General features: G+C 37.2%; 11 protein-coding genes. 8 read left to right on the top strand and 3 right to left on the bottom strand.

Going from position 1 to position 15698, the window contains the following annotated elements:
- Positions 1 to 27: 27 nt before the first annotated feature.
- The 7 genes from H4K33_RS06080 (at position 28) to H4K33_RS06050 (ending at position 6799) form a co-directional block, all read left to right on the top strand.
- Positions 28 to 915 carry a 3-hydroxyacyl-CoA dehydrogenase family protein gene (locus tag H4K33_RS06080; protein ID WP_182647577.1) on the top strand — a complete coding sequence of 296 codons (888 nt, stop codon included), beginning with the start codon at positions 28 to 30 and terminating at the stop codon, positions 913 to 915.
- 87 nt (positions 916 to 1002) lie between these two features.
- Positions 1003 to 2220 (top strand): DUF1015 domain-containing protein, encoded by a 1218-nt coding sequence (locus H4K33_RS06075; protein WP_182647576.1) that lies wholly within the window; start codon positions 1003 to 1005, stop codon positions 2218 to 2220.
- 13 nt (positions 2221 to 2233) lie between these two features.
- A complete protein-coding gene (locus H4K33_RS06070; RefSeq protein WP_182647575.1) occupies positions 2234 to 2920 on the top strand; it encodes a YggS family pyridoxal phosphate-dependent enzyme in 687 nt (228 codons plus the stop codon).
- Between the two features lie 8 nt (positions 2921 to 2928).
- Positions 2929 to 4278: an exonuclease domain-containing protein gene (locus H4K33_RS06065; protein WP_182647574.1), complete on the top strand. Its 1350-nt coding sequence runs from the start codon at positions 2929 to 2931 to the stop codon at positions 4276 to 4278.
- Positions 4279 to 4290: 12 nt separating this feature from the next.
- A complete protein-coding gene (locus H4K33_RS06060; protein ID WP_182647573.1) occupies positions 4291 to 5145 on the top strand; it encodes an ion transporter in 855 nt (284 codons plus the stop codon).
- Positions 5129 to 6049: a tRNA (adenosine(37)-N6)-dimethylallyltransferase MiaA gene (miaA, locus tag H4K33_RS06055; protein WP_182647572.1), complete on the top strand. Its 921-nt coding sequence runs from the start codon at positions 5129 to 5131 to the stop codon at positions 6047 to 6049. The genes H4K33_RS06060 and miaA overlap by 17 nt, the downstream gene beginning before the upstream one ends.
- Positions 6050 to 6055: 6 nt before the next feature.
- A complete protein-coding gene (locus H4K33_RS06050) occupies positions 6056 to 6799 on the top strand; it encodes an acyl-[acyl-carrier-protein] thioesterase (protein WP_182647571.1) in 744 nt (247 codons plus the stop codon).
- Positions 6800 to 7922: 1123 nt separating this feature from the next.
- Here H4K33_RS06050 and glyA read toward each other — a convergent pair.
- Positions 7923 to 9197: a serine hydroxymethyltransferase gene (glyA, locus tag H4K33_RS06045; protein WP_182647570.1), complete on the bottom strand. Its 1275-nt coding sequence runs from the start codon at positions 9195 to 9197 to the stop codon at positions 7923 to 7925.
- 112 nt (positions 9198 to 9309) lie between these two features.
- Between glyA and fahA the strand changes: the two genes are divergently transcribed.
- On the top strand, positions 9310 to 10596 hold the full coding sequence (gene fahA / locus H4K33_RS06040; protein WP_182647569.1) for a fumarylacetoacetase: 1287 nt from the start codon (positions 9310 to 9312) through the stop codon (positions 10594 to 10596).
- A 53-nt stretch (positions 10597 to 10649) separates the two neighbouring features.
- Here the strand turns inward: fahA and H4K33_RS06035 are convergent, their stop codons facing one another.
- The gene (locus H4K33_RS06035) at positions 10650 to 12431 is read right to left on the bottom strand and encodes a RagB/SusD family nutrient uptake outer membrane protein (RefSeq protein WP_182647568.1); all 1782 of its coding nucleotides are present in this window, start codon (positions 12429 to 12431) and stop codon (positions 10650 to 10652) included.
- Positions 12432 to 12433: 2 nt separating this feature from the next.
- Positions 12434 to 15508 (bottom strand): TonB-dependent receptor, encoded by a 3075-nt coding sequence (locus tag H4K33_RS06030; RefSeq protein WP_182647567.1) that lies wholly within the window; start codon positions 15506 to 15508, stop codon positions 12434 to 12436.
- Positions 15509 to 15698 lie beyond the last annotated feature (190 nt).

Genomic DNA, 15698 nt, shown 5'->3' with positions numbered 1-15698 from the left:
AATTAACACGTAAATACTACATATCTTATGAAAAATATTGCTGTAATTGGTGCAGGAACAATGGGAAATGGAATTGCTCATACTTTCGCTCAAAAAGGCTTTAAAGTACTTTTAATCGATATCTCTGAACAAGCAATTGAAAGAGGAATGAATACGATTAGCAAAAATTTAGATCGAATGATTGCGAAAGGTGCTATCACAGAAGCAGATAAAAAAGCAACGATCGAAAATATCATTACTTATACAGAAATAAAAGATGGCGTTGTTAATGCGGATTTAGTTATTGAAGCAGCAACAGAAAATATAAATTTAAAGCTAAACATTTTCAAAGAATTAAGCGCTGTTTGTAGAGAGGATATTATCTTAGCTTCAAACACGTCTTCTATTTCTATTACGCAAATTGCATCTGTAGTAAAAAATCCAGCGCGCGTTATAGGAATGCACTTTATGAATCCAGTGCCTATCATGAAATTAGTAGAAATCATCAGAGGATATAATACCACAGATGAAGTAACTAAAGCCATTATGGACTTGTCATTAAAATTAGACAAAACACCTACAGAGGTAAATGATTACCCTGGTTTCGTAGCAAACCGCATCTTAATGCCAATGATCAATGAGGCAATTGAAACCCTATACAATGGTGTTGCAGGCGTGGAAGAAATCGATACAGTAATGAAATTGGGAATGGCTCATCCAATGGGACCTCTACAATTAGCTGATTTCATCGGTTTAGATGTATGTTTGTCTATCCTTAATGTAATGTATGATGGCTTTAAAAATCCAAAATACGCTCCATGTCCTTTACTAGTTAATATGGTAATGGCTGGTAAATTAGGTGTAAAATCAGGCGAAGGATTTTATGATTATTCAGAAAGCAAAAAAGCAGAAAAAGTAGCGAAAATGTTTTCTTAATTGAAAAGTAACAAAAACAAACAATCATATCAAGACAATCGATATTCATTGTCGATTGTCTTATTTTTTGATACCATATAGTAAAGAATGGCAAAAATAATTCCTTTTCAGGGTATACGCCCCACACGAGATAAAGCTAATTTAGTCACTTGTCGATCTTTTGAAGATTACAATGCGGTAGAGTTGGCCTATCTTTTAGATTACAATCCTTTTTCTTTCATACACGTTTTGCACCCTGCTTACGTTAACCCACAAAAGGTAACTAGCGACAAGCGTTTTAAAATGGTGGCTGCGAAATTTAATGATTTCAAAAAAGAAGGTATTCTAACAAAGGAAGATCATCCTGTTTTATATCTCTATCAAATAGAAACTAAAAGCTGGAAATTTACTGGTATAGTAGCAGGTACTTGCATCGAAGATTACGAGAATAATGTTATTAAACGACATGAAGATACCCTAGAATATCGCGTAAACTTGTTCAAAGAGTACTTATACCACAGTCGATTTAATACGGAACCTGTATTGATGATGTATCCCGATAAGGAGAATATCAATGCTTGGATTGCGGCATACAAAGAGAACAGACCTATCTACGATTTTACAACCGTAACCAAAGAGAGACACACGATTTGGAAAGTTGACGATCAGGCGTGTATTGATTGGTTATGTCAAGAATTTGACAACATTCCGGAAATGTACATCGCTGATGGCCATCACCGCTTTGCCTCTGCTGCTTTACTCAAACAAGAAAATGGGTTTGAACCGCATTCGCATAGCAATACAGTGATGACCTATTTAATTGCAGAGAACAATATTAAAATATACGAGTTTAATCGAATTATTCACGACTTAAACAATCATACCAAAGAAGAGTTTATCGCTCTACTAAGTGAAAAATTTACAGTAAAAAACAAACAACAACAGTTGTGGAAACCTTCTAAAAAGATGGAATTTGGTATGTATTTAGACGGTGATTTTTACTCGCTCAAACTCAAAGAAAAAATAAAAACAGACGATATATTGCTACAATTAGATGCACAAATATTGTATGATGCTGTTTTAAATCCTATCTTGGGGTTAGACGATTTAAGAAATGACGCTAGAATTGATTACATTCCTGGAAATGAATCTATTGTAGCCATTAAAGAACTAGTTGATGACGGGGAGTATGAAGTGGGCTTTATGTTGTATCCAACGAATGTACAAGAGATCAAACTAGTTGCGGACCACGATTTAATCATGCCGCCAAAAAGCACCTATATTGAACCAAAATTCATGAATGGGTTATTAACTTACGAAATTTAAAAAAAACAAGATAATGTCAATGATTGCTGAGAATCTCAAACGAATTAAGGCTGAACTTCCTACAGAAGTAAGCTTAGTAGCTGTTTCTAAAACGAAGCCCAATGCGGCTATTTTAGAGGCATATGAGGCAGGACAAAGAATTTTCGGTGAAAATAAGATACAAGAAATGACGGATAAATATGAGGCTCTACCCAAGGATATAGCCTGGCATATGATAGGTCACGTACAACGCAACAAAGTGAAGTACATGGCTCCGTTTGTTGCTTTAATTCACGCTGTTGACAGCCTGCGTTTACTCGTTGAGATTGATAAACAAGCGAAGCGAAATAATCGCGTAATTGCCTGTTTACTACAACTGTTTATTGCAGATGAAGAAACGAAATTCGGACTAAGTGAAGACGAACTTTTTGAATTGCTAAACAGTGATGAGTTTAAAGCTCTTACCAATATTAAGATCCAAGGGTTAATGGGAATGGCAACTTTCACAGCAAACCAAGATCAAATTAAACAAGAATTTTCTACGCTAAACACTATTTTTGAAAAGGTACAAACAAACTACAATCACTTGCCTAATGTTGCTTGTGATACTTTATCAATGGGGATGAGTAACGACTACCCTATTGCTATTGCTAGCGGAAGTACCATGATCAGAATAGGGAGTACTATTTTTGGAGAACGCAATTACGAATTAAACAAATAAGTATAGTATTGTACGCAGTTTTAGATATAGAGACCACTGGTGGTCAATTTAATGAGGAAGGGATAACCGAGATTGCCATCTATAAATTTGATGGTCACCAAATCGTGGATCAACTCATTAGTTTAGTTAATCCTGAAAAAGAAATACAACCTTTTGTTGTAAAACTCACGGGTATTAACAGCGCGATGTTACGCCTTGCACCTAAGTTTTACGAATTAGCTAAACGAATTATTGAAATGACGGAAGATTGTGTCCTTGTTGCACATAATGCCGCTTTTGACTACCGCGTACTTCGCAATGAATTTAGCCGATTGGGGTACGACTTTCAAAAGGATACCCTGTGTACAGTGGAATTAGCACAAAAACTATTGCCCGAAATGCCTTCATATAGCCTAGGTAAATTGGTTAGAAACTTGGGAATTCCCCTAGCCGATCGTCACCGTGCCTATGGAGATGCTCTCGCAACGCTTAAACTATTTCAGCTACTTTTATCCAAAGACACAGAAAAAACAATCTTAACTAGCATGATTAAGTCTGATATTAAAACTGGACTTAATCCCAAATTTTTTGACATTACAGACAACCTTCCTACTTCTGTAGGTATATACTACATCCACAATGAAGAAGGTGTTATTATTTTCATTGGTAAAAGCCGCAACATCAAGAAGAAAATCATGCAGCATTTTACTAATAACTCTGTGTTGTTCAAAAAAGTTCAAAAGGAAACCTACACCGTAACCTTTGAAAAAACAGGAAACGAGTTAATTGCCATCTTAAAAGAAGCAGAAGAGGTACTTTTAAATAAACCGAAATACAACAAGATTACTAAAAAAGGAATATTTCCTTACTCGTTATATGTAAAAACTAACCTACAAGGGTATTTCTATTTCAGCCTTGAAAAAACAGACGGCAGAAAGAAGAACCACATGGCTTTTACCTCCCTAGCGGAAGGAAGAAAATTTGTGGATAAGATTACGGCTGAACTCGAAGTTCCGTTTTATCTGGAGGTGCTTCATGAAAAAAAATCAAAAAAAGTAACAGAAGAAACTTTTTGCACTACTTTTGATTTGGATTATACAGAATACAACAAACTATTGCTTAGCTTGTTACAAAATTACAATATTGATGACAGCCATGTGCTTATCTTAGATAAAGGACGTACAATTAATGAGAGAAGCGCAGTTGTATTAGAGAATGGAAAATTATCGGGGTATTGTTTTTATGATTTAAATTACCAAATCAACGATCCTGCGAGAATCGCAGCTAACATCACTCCAATTACCTTTCACAGAAACAACAGAAATATTATTCTCAATTATTTGAATAAAAAAACAGGTTATAAATTAATCCATTATTAAAAAGTATATACGTTGAGACGCAGACTAAAAAATAAGTGGGATATTCTAAAGCAGAAGATTTATATCATCATCTATGGATCCAACACCTTTGCTGGTAAACTATTTGACCTAGTTTTATTAGCCGTGATTTTGTTGAGTGTGATTTTGGTTATGTTGGAATCGATTGAGAGTTACGACATGAAACATCACACCCTTTTAAAGGTATTGGAATGGGTGATTACAATCTTCTTTACGATTGAATATGTATTGCGGATTATCTGTAACAAACAGCCGTTAAAATACATCTTTAGCTTTTATGGTATTGTCGATTTGATTTCGATTATGCCGATGTATCTGTCGTTCTTCGTTTCGGATTTAGGTGTTCTATCTGTTGTTAGAGCTCTTCGTTTACTGCGTTTATTTGGTATATTAAACTTGGTTCCTTACATCGGACAAGAATCGAATTTAAAACTAGCCATCAAAGCCAGTCGAACGAAAATTATTGTTTTCATTTACTTCATTGTCGTGGTTTCTATCTTACTAGGTGCCTTGATGTATGTCATTGAAGGCAAGGATAATGGTTTTACAAGTATTCCGAGAAGTATCTATTGGTGTATTGTAACACTAACTACTGTTGGATATGGAGATATTGCTCCTCAAACCACAATAGGTCAGATGATTGCTTCCTTTATTATGATTATGGGATACGGTATTATTGCCGTGCCGACAGGAATTGTAACAGCAGAATTTACTAGTCTAAAACGCAATAAAAGCGTCGATGCTAGACGAAGAAGAACATGTTCTTCTTGTACAACAACTATTTATGATGATGACGCTAATTATTGCTATAATTGCGGACAAAAATTAGGAGATGTCTTTACCCGATAAAACAAATTATTTACTAGTGGTTATTGGTCCTACAGCAATAGGAAAAACAGCTTTGGCCATCCAACTAGCCCAACATTTTCAATGTGAAATTTTATCTTGCGATAGCCGTCAATTCTTTAAAGAAATGACCTTAGGCACTGCAGTTCCTTCACCTGAAGAACTCGCTGCGGTTCCTCATCACTTTATTCAACATATTAGCATTCAAGATTCCTACTCTGTGGGTGACTTTGAACGCGAAGGTATCGCCCTTTTAGATCGCTTATTTGAACAGCACAACATACAAGTTATGGTCGGTGGTTCTGGTCTATACGTCAATGCCATTTTAGAGGGATTAGACGAATTTCCGGATATCGATCCTCGTATACGCGAAGAACTCAACCAAGCCTTAGAAGAAAAAGGGTTGCCTTATTTACAAGAAAGACTAAAAGAACTAGACCCTGTACACTATGACAAAGTAGCGTTAGACAATCCGCAGCGTGTTACCCGCGCTTTAGAGGTTTCTATCGGAACAGGACAACCCTACTCTAGTTTCTTAGCAAAAAAGAAGATCAGCCGAAACTTTGTACCAATTGTTGTTGGCTTAGAAGCTCCACGTGAGATGATGTACGAACGAATCAATAAACGAGTGGATCTCATGCTAAAAGCAGGTTTACTTGACGAAGTTCAAGCCTTACTGCCACATCAAGAACGAAACGCGCTACAAACGGTAGGCTATCGTGAATTATTCCATTATTTTAATGGACACGGTACGATGGAAGAAGCTATCGAAGAAATTAAAAAGAACACGCGTCGTTTTGCCAAGAGACAAATTACTTGGTTTAAAAGAACGCCAAACGCTACTTGGTATGATTATCAAACAGATCCCAAGCAAATTATTGCTGCTATTACCAAGCAACTAAACTAAATCATTATGCCCATTTCTAATCAATTCACCTCCATTCACCAACAGTCCTACGAAATCGACTTCTTTGCATGTTCTCCTTCTGGACATCTGAAGTGGGTAGATTTATGTAAACTCATTCAAAGTGTTTCGGCAGATCACTCGGTACTTGGCGGAATTAGTTTTTGGGATTTAAAAGAACACAACCAAGCTTGGGTACTCAGCAAATTTCGAATTGAGAAGAAAGCGGAACAACTCCCGCAATGGCAAGATGAAATCACTATTCACACGTGGATTGAACGCCTAGATGGGGTGCGTTCTATCCGTAATTTTGAGGTATACCTCAAAGATCAACTAATCGCGGTGGCTACTTCTTTATGGGTCATTATCAATACCGAACGCCGTCGACCTGAACTTATAGCACTACCCCATGAACATTTTATCAAATACACCGATAAAAAGGTAACACAAGCTGAATTTGCGAAGCTATACAAAGGGACCTATAACAAAATTGATGAACTTCGAGTAAAACTATCCGATTTGGATATGGTGAAACACGTCACAAACATCAAATACCTCGAATGGTGCATTGACGCAGCTTTTGCTTGCCAGGAAGAAGTAGATAAAATACAAGTGATTGATATGCACTTCTTAAAAGAAACCCGTATCAACGATAAGTGCGAGGTTCATTTCTTACAAGAAAACCACCAACTACATTACCAAATTTGCGTAGATGGCGTAGTGCATTTCTATTGTTTGATGGAAGTGGAGTAGTTTTTTGGTGTTTAGTGAGGTGTTGAGATGGTGAGGCGTTGAGGCGTTGAGATGGTGAGGTGTTGAGATGGTGAAATCGAAACGCAGTGAAAATCGAAACGCAGTGTAGATTCATCGAACACCAAAACAAATATAAAATAAGTGAGATATATTCATCGAACACCAAAACAAATATAAACTAGGTGAGATAGATGATGAGATGATGAGGCGTTGAGATGGTGAAATCGGAACGCAGTGTAGATTCATCGAACACCAAAACAAATATAAACTAGGTGAGATAGATGATGAGATGGTGAAATCGGAACGCAGTGAAAATCGAAACGCAGTGTAGATTCATCGAACACCAAAACAAATATAAACTAGGTGAGATAGATGATGAGATGGTGAGGCGTTGAGATGATGAGTCGTTGAGATGGTGAAATCGGAACGCAGTGAAAATCGAAACGTAGTGTAGATTCATCGAACACCAAAACAAATATAAAATAAGTGAGATATATTCATCGAACACCAAAACAAATATAAACTAGGTGAGATAGATGATGAGGCGTTGAGATGGTGAGATGGTGAAATCGAAACGCAGTGAAAATCGAAACGCAGTGTAGATTCATCGAACACCAAAACAAATATAAACTAGGTGAGATATATTCATCGAACACCGAAACAAATATAAACTAGGTGAGATAGATGATGAGATGGTGAGGTGTTGAAATCGGAACGCAGTGTAGATTCATCGAACACCGAAACAAATATAAACTAGGTGAGATAGATGATGAGATGGTGAGGTGTTGAAATCGGAACGCAGTGTAGATTCATCGAACACCAAAACAAATATAAACTAGGTGAGATAGATGGTGAGGCGTTGAGATGATGAAATCGGAACGCAGTGAAAATCGAAACGCAGTGTAGATTCATCGAACACCGAAACAAATATAAACTAGGTGAGATAGATGATGAGGCGTTGAGATGGTGAGATGTTGAGATGTTGAGATGGTGAGGCGTTGAGATGGTGTCAAACAACAATCGACAAACAAGATAAAAAAAAAGGATAAACCAAAGTTTATCCTTTTTTTTATTATTGATGTAATTATCTTATTCAGAAAATTTACCGTTAACCGTTAACTGATTACCAAACAAACATAGGGCGTTCCGCCATCATTTCGTTTACCTGATCTGCTACTTCTTCGATAACAGCTTCATTGGTATGGTCTGTAATTACTCTGTCAATTAGAGCAACGATTGCATCCATATCTTCTTCTTTCAATCCTCTAGTAGTGATTGCAGGTGTTCCGATACGGATACCTGAAGTTACAAATGGTGATTTATCATCAAATGGAACCATGTTTTTATTTACTGTAATTTCAGCTTTTACTAACGCTTGTTCAGCGTCTTTACCTGAAATATTTTTATTTCTCAAGTCGATCAACATCATATGGTTATCTGTTCCGCCAGAGATGATATTATATCCTCTTTTCACGAATGCATCAGCCATTGCTTTTGCATTTTTCTGTACTTGCAACATATAAGTGAAGAACTCATCAGACAATGCTTCTCCAAAAGCGACAGCTTTTGCAGCAATAATGTGCATTAGAGGTCCTCCTTGATTTCCAGGGAATACCGCACTATCCAATAGCGCAGACATCATACGTACTTCACCTTTTGGAGTTGTTAAGCCAAATGGATTAGGGAAATCTTTTCCGATCATGATCATTCCTCCGCGAGGTCCACGAAGTGTTTTGTGTGTAGTTGTTGTGATGATGTGACAGTGAGGCACTGGATCATTCATCAAACCTTTAGCGATTAATCCTGCAGGGTGAGAGATATCAGCCATTAAAAGAGCACCAACGCTATCAGCGATTTCTCTAAAACGTTTGAAATCCATATCACGAGAATAAGCAGATGCACCAGCAATAATTAATTTTGGTTGCTCTTTCTTCGCGATTTCTGCAATTTTATCATAGTTTAATAAACCTGTTTCTTGCTCTACACCATAGAAAACTGGATTATACAATTTTCCAGAGAAATTCACTGGAGATCCGTGTGTTAAGTGCCCTCCATGAGATAAGTCAAATCCTAAGATTTTATCTCCTGGTTTTAAACAAGCAGAAAAAACAGCTGTATTTGCTTGTGATCCAGAGTGAGGTTGAACATTCACATATTCAGCACCAAAAAGAGCTTTTGCGCGATCAATAGCAATTTGCTCTACTACGTCTACTACTTCACATCCTCCATAGTAACGTTTGTTGGGATAACCTTCTGCATATTTATTCGTTAAACAAGAACCAGCAGCTTCCATGGTTTGATCACTTACAAAGTTTTCAGAAGCAATTAGCTCAATACCGTGTACTTGTCTATCCCCTTCTTCTACGATTAAGTCGAAAATTTCTGTATCTCTTCTCATCTGAATTGTATATTTCGTTAAATTGACCTCAAATGTACAAAATTCGTTTGTTAATTTGCCCTATAATTATATATTTGATAAAACTATTCACTCAATTAATTAAGCAATAAATATGATGATTACGGCAAATGATCCGAAAAGAGAATCGTGGTTAGGAGTTCAGGCACAATCGGACTTCCCAATCCAGAATATTCCTTTTGGGGTTTTTATTACGAAAGATGATATTGTAACAATTGGAACTCGTATTGGCGACTATGCCATCGATTTAAGTGCTCTTCAGATGTTGGGATACTTAAAGGGAATCGAGTTAACTGACGATGTGTTTTTACAAGACAATCTAAACGATTTCATCTCTAGTGGAAAAAAAACGTGGCGTGCGGTTCGAAATAGAATTGCAGATATCTTCGACAAAGCGAACACAACCTTACAAAACAACGCCAAACACAGAGAAGCAGTTATCTTTAAAATAGAAGAAGTAGAAATGCAATTACCTGTTTACATTGGTGATTATACCGATTTCTATTCGAGTAAGGAACACGCAACCAATGTTGGTAAAATGTTTAGAGATCCGGCGAATGCCTTGTTGCCCAACTGGCTTCACATTCCCGTAGGATACCACGGAAGAAGTTCGACAGTTATTCCTTCGGGAATCAACGTTAAACGTCCGATGGGACAAACCCTTCCCAAAGGTGAAACACAACCCGTTTTTGGACCGTCAAAACGCATTGATTTTGAATTAGAAACTGCGTTTATCACTACTGATGCCAACTTATTTGGAGAAAGTATTCCTGTAAACGAAGCAGAAGATCACATCTTTGGTATGGTTTTACTCAATGACTGGAGTGCACGTGATATTCAAACGTGGGAATATGTTCCACTAGGTCCTTTCCTAGCTAAAAACTTCGCAACTTCTATCTCACCTTGGGTCATCACTTTAGATGCTTTAGAGCCTTTTAGAACAGCAAGCCCAAAACAAGAACCTACTCCGCTGCCTTATTTACAGCAAAAAGGAGACAAAACATTCGATATCAATCTAGAAGTATACCTTCAACCTGAAAATGGAAAAGAAACGCTAATTTGCCAATCTAATTTCAAGTATTTGTATTGGACCATGAGTCAACAGTTAGCGCATCACACCATCAATGGCTGTAAAATAAACGCAGGTGATTTAATGGGATCAGGAACAATTTCCGGACCTACACCTACTAGTTTTGGATCTTTGTTAGAGCTTACTTGGGCTGGTGCAAATCCATTGACATTAGAAGATGGCAATACGAGAACATTCATCGAAGATTATGATACCATTACCATGAAAGGATTCTGTCAAAATGACGAAATCCGAATTGGATTCGGAGAAGTGAGAAGTATGTTGCTTCCCGCAACCGCAACAATAAAGTAATAAAAAAAGGATTTCTCTGATGAGAAATCCTTTTTTAGTTTACCGTTAACCAACTAATATCCTTTGTTTTGTTCAAACGTAGCATCTATATCGATGATGGTTTGCGGTATAGGAAAAACTCGACGATACGGTTCTGATTGTGGTTTTGCCGATTGGGCTAAAGGCAAATCAAACTTGCCAAAACGAACCATCTGTGGTCTTCGCTTAATTTCCCAGTATAATTCATACCCCAACTCTTTATATAAGATTTCTGCATCCAAACTACCAATAGGTTTTCCTGCAGCAGAAGCACGTAAAGCATCATGTGAACGACTCGTGCGTACCTTGTTAATATCACTTAACGCCATACCTACATTTCCTTTTCTAAAATAGGCTTCTGCACGTAACATATACATTCCACCCAAACGATAAATCGGAATATCCACCTCAGAAGAACCATTTTCTCCCTTAGAAGCATCAAATTCAAATTTAAAACAACGAGCACCACGATTGATTTGATCTTGTTTAAAAATTGCTTCTGTAGGGTTGTCGAAATTAAACTCCGGTGTAAAATTCATGGGAGTAGTTGAACTTTTCTCCATCACTAACGGCATTACTTTAATACGACCATCAGCAGTCATTTCAAATTTACCCGTAGCTTGAACTAACTTAGGTCCGTGTTGTAGACCAAATTGGATCCCTCTATTAAAGTGAAACCAAGGTTCTGAAGTACCAGGAGCAATTGACGTTGCAGGTACAGAAACATCTGTTCCATCATTTTTAAACCAAGTACCATCTTCATACTGATAGTTGCGTTGAAAACGAGGATCATCTTGATTTCCATTCCAGCTATAGAAAAACTCAGGGCGAATTGCACTGGCGTTTGTTCCTCTATTTTTAGCTGTTACGCGTTGATTTCGTTCCATTGTATTATACGCCAAATCATTACTTGATCCTTTGATATCTGATACACGTTGAACCACTGCAAAGATCATCTCCTTTGATGTATTGTTATCCATTGCAAAATTGTGGAAATAATTGTCTTCCAACTGAAAGCGTCCTTCATTGATGAGCAAGTTCGTATAGTGAATAACCTTATCCATATTTGAACTAGATCCGTCTACTGTATTTGCATTAAAATCAAAAGAAGAACTAGCGTTATAGCGATCTTTGTATACCGCGCGATTCATGTATAATTCTGCCAACAAACCATAAGCTGCTTGCTTAGTAAAACGTCCTACATGCGTTTGATTTTCCCCTAAACTCGGTAAAGAAGGGATTAATCCCTCTACTTCTGCAATGACAAAATCAATATCCGTTTCCGCTTTTAAAACGCGGATAGGGCCTTTTAAATTTGTAAGATCCTTATAAGGTGCTTGTCCATATAAATCTAACAATTGTGCAATATAGAAATACAGCAACCCTTTAGCTTCAGCAAGATAAAAGTCTTTAGAAGCCCCTTCTCCATTTAACGTAATTGCTTCAATTGCCGTATATGATCGAGTTACCCCATTGGTCAAGTCATTGAAATTCCCTTGAACTAATCCATTATCTGATGCCCATGTAAATTCTGAGATTGCTCTCCATTTTCCGGCATCTCCCCAATCACTTCCTCTGGTTGGTAAAATAGCGACATCACTACTCAACTCTTGTAATGCAAATAATCCACCTGTACCTACAAACAAGTTTTGTCCCATTCGCGCATAGGCAGAAGTTAAAGCCGCAACTGGGTTAATTTCAGATGATCCTAGGTTCTCATCCAAAACTTTTTCTTCCAAATTCGTACAAGAAGTAGCTGCCAATAAAGCCCCTACTACAAGTAATCCATTTACTTTATTGAAAATTGTATTCTTCATAATTAAAATTTCGCAGTTAATCCAAATAGGAATGTTTTTGATGTTGGATACGACGTGTAATCAACGCCAATTGATTGATTTCCACCTGTTGCTTTGTTTGAATTGATCAAAGGATCATACCCTGAATACCCTGAAATCGTCAGTAGATTTTGTCCACTCACATAAAAATTCAAGCTATCCAACCACTTTAGGTCTTTCAAAGGAAGCGTATATCCTAAACGAACAGCATTCAAGCGAATGAAATCCGATTTCTCAATATACAAGTCCGAAAACTGTGGAGGGTTGCTGCTATTTGCACCAGAGTTAGCATAATCCGTTGCTACATTTCGATCTGAAGCAAGGTTGTTGATATTCAATGCATTCAACATGGTATTGTTGGCTAAATATCCTCCTGTTTGTCCAATAATTGAGAAAGAGAAATCCCAATTTCTATACTTCATATAAGAATTTAAACCAAACGTAAAATCGGGAATCGCACTTTCAATAATCACGCGATCATCCATACTGATGATACCATCTTCATTTACATCGCGATACATGTCTCTTCCTTCCGCATCATAACCAATGTGATCTAACGCATAAAAACTTCCTAACGCATAGCCACTTTTATAGATATTAGCCGTTACTCCTGATTGTCCTGGCCCGGAGATGTTACCTGCTAAAATTTGAGAAACTGGTAAATTTTTGATCTTGTTAGACAAAAATGTACCATTTACATCCAAGTTCCACGAAAAGTCACCTTGATCAATAACATTCGATCCCAACATAAATTCAAGACCTTTATTGACAATTTCTCCGTCAATATTCACCCAAACATCAGCCGTTGGACTTAACGGTTTTGATGGAATATTTAAAATAGCATCTGTTGTTGTTTTATTGAAATAATCTAACGTTCCATACAACTTATCATTCCACAAGCTAAAATCTACCCCCACGTTAAACTGCGTTACAACTTCCCATTTCAAATCAGGATTAGGTGTTCTAGAAATGGTGATTCCCGGCATAAGCTCTCCATCGTCATTGAGGTAATATCCATCACTATACGACTGCGAATAACTTGCTTGAGTAATTTTATTTTTCACTTCTTGGTTTCCTGTTTGTCCCCAACTCGCTCTTACTTTCAAGTTATTTACTACATCCGAATCCATCAAAAACTCTTCCCTGTTTACATTCCATCCTAAAGCAAAAGAAGGAAAATACCCATACTTATTATTATCTCCAAAACGAGTAGAACCGTCGGCTCTCACGGATGCTGTAAACAAATATTTACCGTCATAAGAGTAATTAAATCGTCCAAAATACGATTGTAACTCATTTTCTTGGCTATACCCCGAAATACCATTAAACTTTCCTTTGTATCCAGGATTGTCTTTTGGTGAAACCCCATCCTCACGATTGGCTATTTCCGTAAAATTGATTGTAGTTCCTGTATTGTAGAAATACTGGTAAGAGAACCCTCCTAAAATATCAAATTGATGCTTATCAATAGAAAAATCATAGGTCAAGTAATGCTCTAATAAATGCGATTTACTCTCAACATTTCCTTGGTAGTATTGTCCTCGTGGAGATCGGTCGGTGATATTCGGATAGATTGTTGTATTTCGTTCTGAATTACTCAAATCATATCCAAAGTTGAATTTGTAGTTTAGGTTAGGTAAGATTTTATAGCCCAACTCCAAATTAGCCAAAGTACGCAGCGTTCGTGTTTCATCTTCATAAATATCCAACAGATAAGCCGGATTGTAATGCGCATTCATATTAAAATTGGTAAACTCTCCATTTTTATCCCTAACACTCCACGTTGGGTTAGCCATTAAGGTATGAATCATCAATTGCCCATCAGATCCACCATCGTCTGAAGTAGGAACACCATTGTCTTTGATTTCACTTGCAGTTAAATTAGCTTTAATTGTCAAGCGGTCATCAAAGAATTTTTCCTCTCCATTGAAACGAGCACTGTTTCGATTAAATTCGCTATTTTGAATAATTCCCTCTTGTTTGAGGTTGGAAATTGAGGCAAAGTAACTCCCTCCAGACTTAGAACGCGTTCCAAAAGACAAGCTATTATTTCTTGTCATAGCCGTTCTTAAGATTACATCTTGCCAATCTGTATTCCCACCGTGATCAAATGCAGGTTCTGTAATTTTACTGCGGTATTCGTCAGCGGAAAGTACATCTAATTTTTTAATCACACTCGAAAAACCTATCGAGCTGTCAAAGGTCAGGGTTGGTTCTTGAGAAGTTCCTTTTTTTGTTGTAATAATTACGACACCATTCGAACCTCTCGCTCCATAAATGGCAGCTGCAGAAGCATCTTTTAGAATCGTCATGGATTCGATATCACTAGCATTCAAGAAATTCAGTGGATTTTTAGCACTCGAGCTTCCGAAACCGACATTACTTCCACCTGGAGATACGTTTTCATTAGATAAAGGCATTCCATCAACCACAAATAACGGTGTAGAACCACTTCGGATTGATCCGATTCCTCGAATAGACACATCTACTCCCGCTCCAGGCTCTCCACTAGTTTGTACGACGCGAACCCCCGCAACTTTACCTTGCAAAAGTTGGTCTGGTGAAATGTTTACCCCATCCTTAAATGTCGAAGGACTTAATTGTGAAATTGCCCCTGTCAAATCGCTTCTGTGTTTGTTTCCATACCCAACTTCAACCACCAATTCATCTAGCATTTCTTGACTTTCTTTCACCACAATTTGCACTGTGTTTTGGGTAATCTTCGTTTCTTGTGTTTGGTAGCCTATAAATTCAACCACCACCACTTCTCCCTTATGGGCTTTGATTTCAAATGCTCCGTTTTCATCGGATTGCACCGCTCGCTGGGTTCCTTTAATGTAAACCGTTGCAAATGCAACAGGTAAACCTTTTTCGTCTACAATTTTTCCCTTGATTTTTTCCTCCTGTACAAATGTTAGCTCGTCTTTTGTAATGACATGTGCCCCTGGTTTTAAATGAGCAAATGCTGTTGTTGAACACAAAAGAACCACACAAGTACCTAATGATTTCCATTTAAAAAGGGCTCTTAATAAATGAAAATGAATGAGTCTTCTTTTCATGATTTAGTTTTAGTTTCAGTATTGCAAAAGAATGCATCCTATGTTACCTAAGGTTTACAACATCTTTATGATACCTTGATGAAATTATTACCAAAACAGACTATTCCTTGAAAAAGAATAACAATCACATAATAAAGAAGATAGCTCTGGGTCAGATACATCCCTGTATTTTAGGCCTAAAGAAATTAAA

Origin of the sequence: Myroides sp. WP-1 (assembly GCF_014145635.1) — a bacterium.
Classification (GTDB): domain Bacteria; phylum Bacteroidota; class Bacteroidia; order Flavobacteriales; family Flavobacteriaceae; genus Flavobacterium.
The sequence above is the reverse complement of the archived record's forward strand: the minus strand, read 5'-3'. Positions and strand labels throughout refer to the sequence as shown.

Excerpts from the sequence above, each read along its gene's own strand:
- H4K33_RS06080 (WP_182647577.1), top strand. The coding sequence starts at position 28 with ATGAAAAATATTGCTGTAATTGGTGCAGGAACAATGGGAAATGGAATT.
- H4K33_RS06075 (WP_182647576.1), top strand. The coding sequence starts at position 1,003 with ATGGCAAAAATAATTCCTTTTCAGGGTATACGCCCCACACGAGATAAA.
- H4K33_RS06070 (WP_182647575.1), top strand. The coding sequence starts at position 2,234 with ATGTCAATGATTGCTGAGAATCTCAAACGAATTAAGGCTGAACTTCCT.
- miaA (WP_182647572.1), top strand. The coding sequence starts at position 5,129 with ATGTCTTTACCCGATAAAACAAATTATTTACTAGTGGTTATTGGTCCT.
- H4K33_RS06050 (WP_182647571.1), top strand. The coding sequence starts at position 6,056 with ATGCCCATTTCTAATCAATTCACCTCCATTCACCAACAGTCCTACGAA.
- glyA (WP_182647570.1), bottom strand. The coding sequence starts at position 9,197 with ATGAGAAGAGATACAGAAATTTTCGACTTAATCGTAGAAGAAGGGGAT.
- fahA (WP_182647569.1), top strand. The coding sequence starts at position 9,310 with ATGATGATTACGGCAAATGATCCGAAAAGAGAATCGTGGTTAGGAGTT.
- H4K33_RS06035 (WP_182647568.1), bottom strand. The coding sequence starts at position 12,431 with ATGAAGAATACAATTTTCAATAAAGTAAATGGATTACTTGTAGTAGGG.
- H4K33_RS06030 (WP_182647567.1), bottom strand. The coding sequence starts at position 15,508 with ATGAAAAGAAGACTCATTCATTTTCATTTATTAAGAGCCCTTTTTAAA.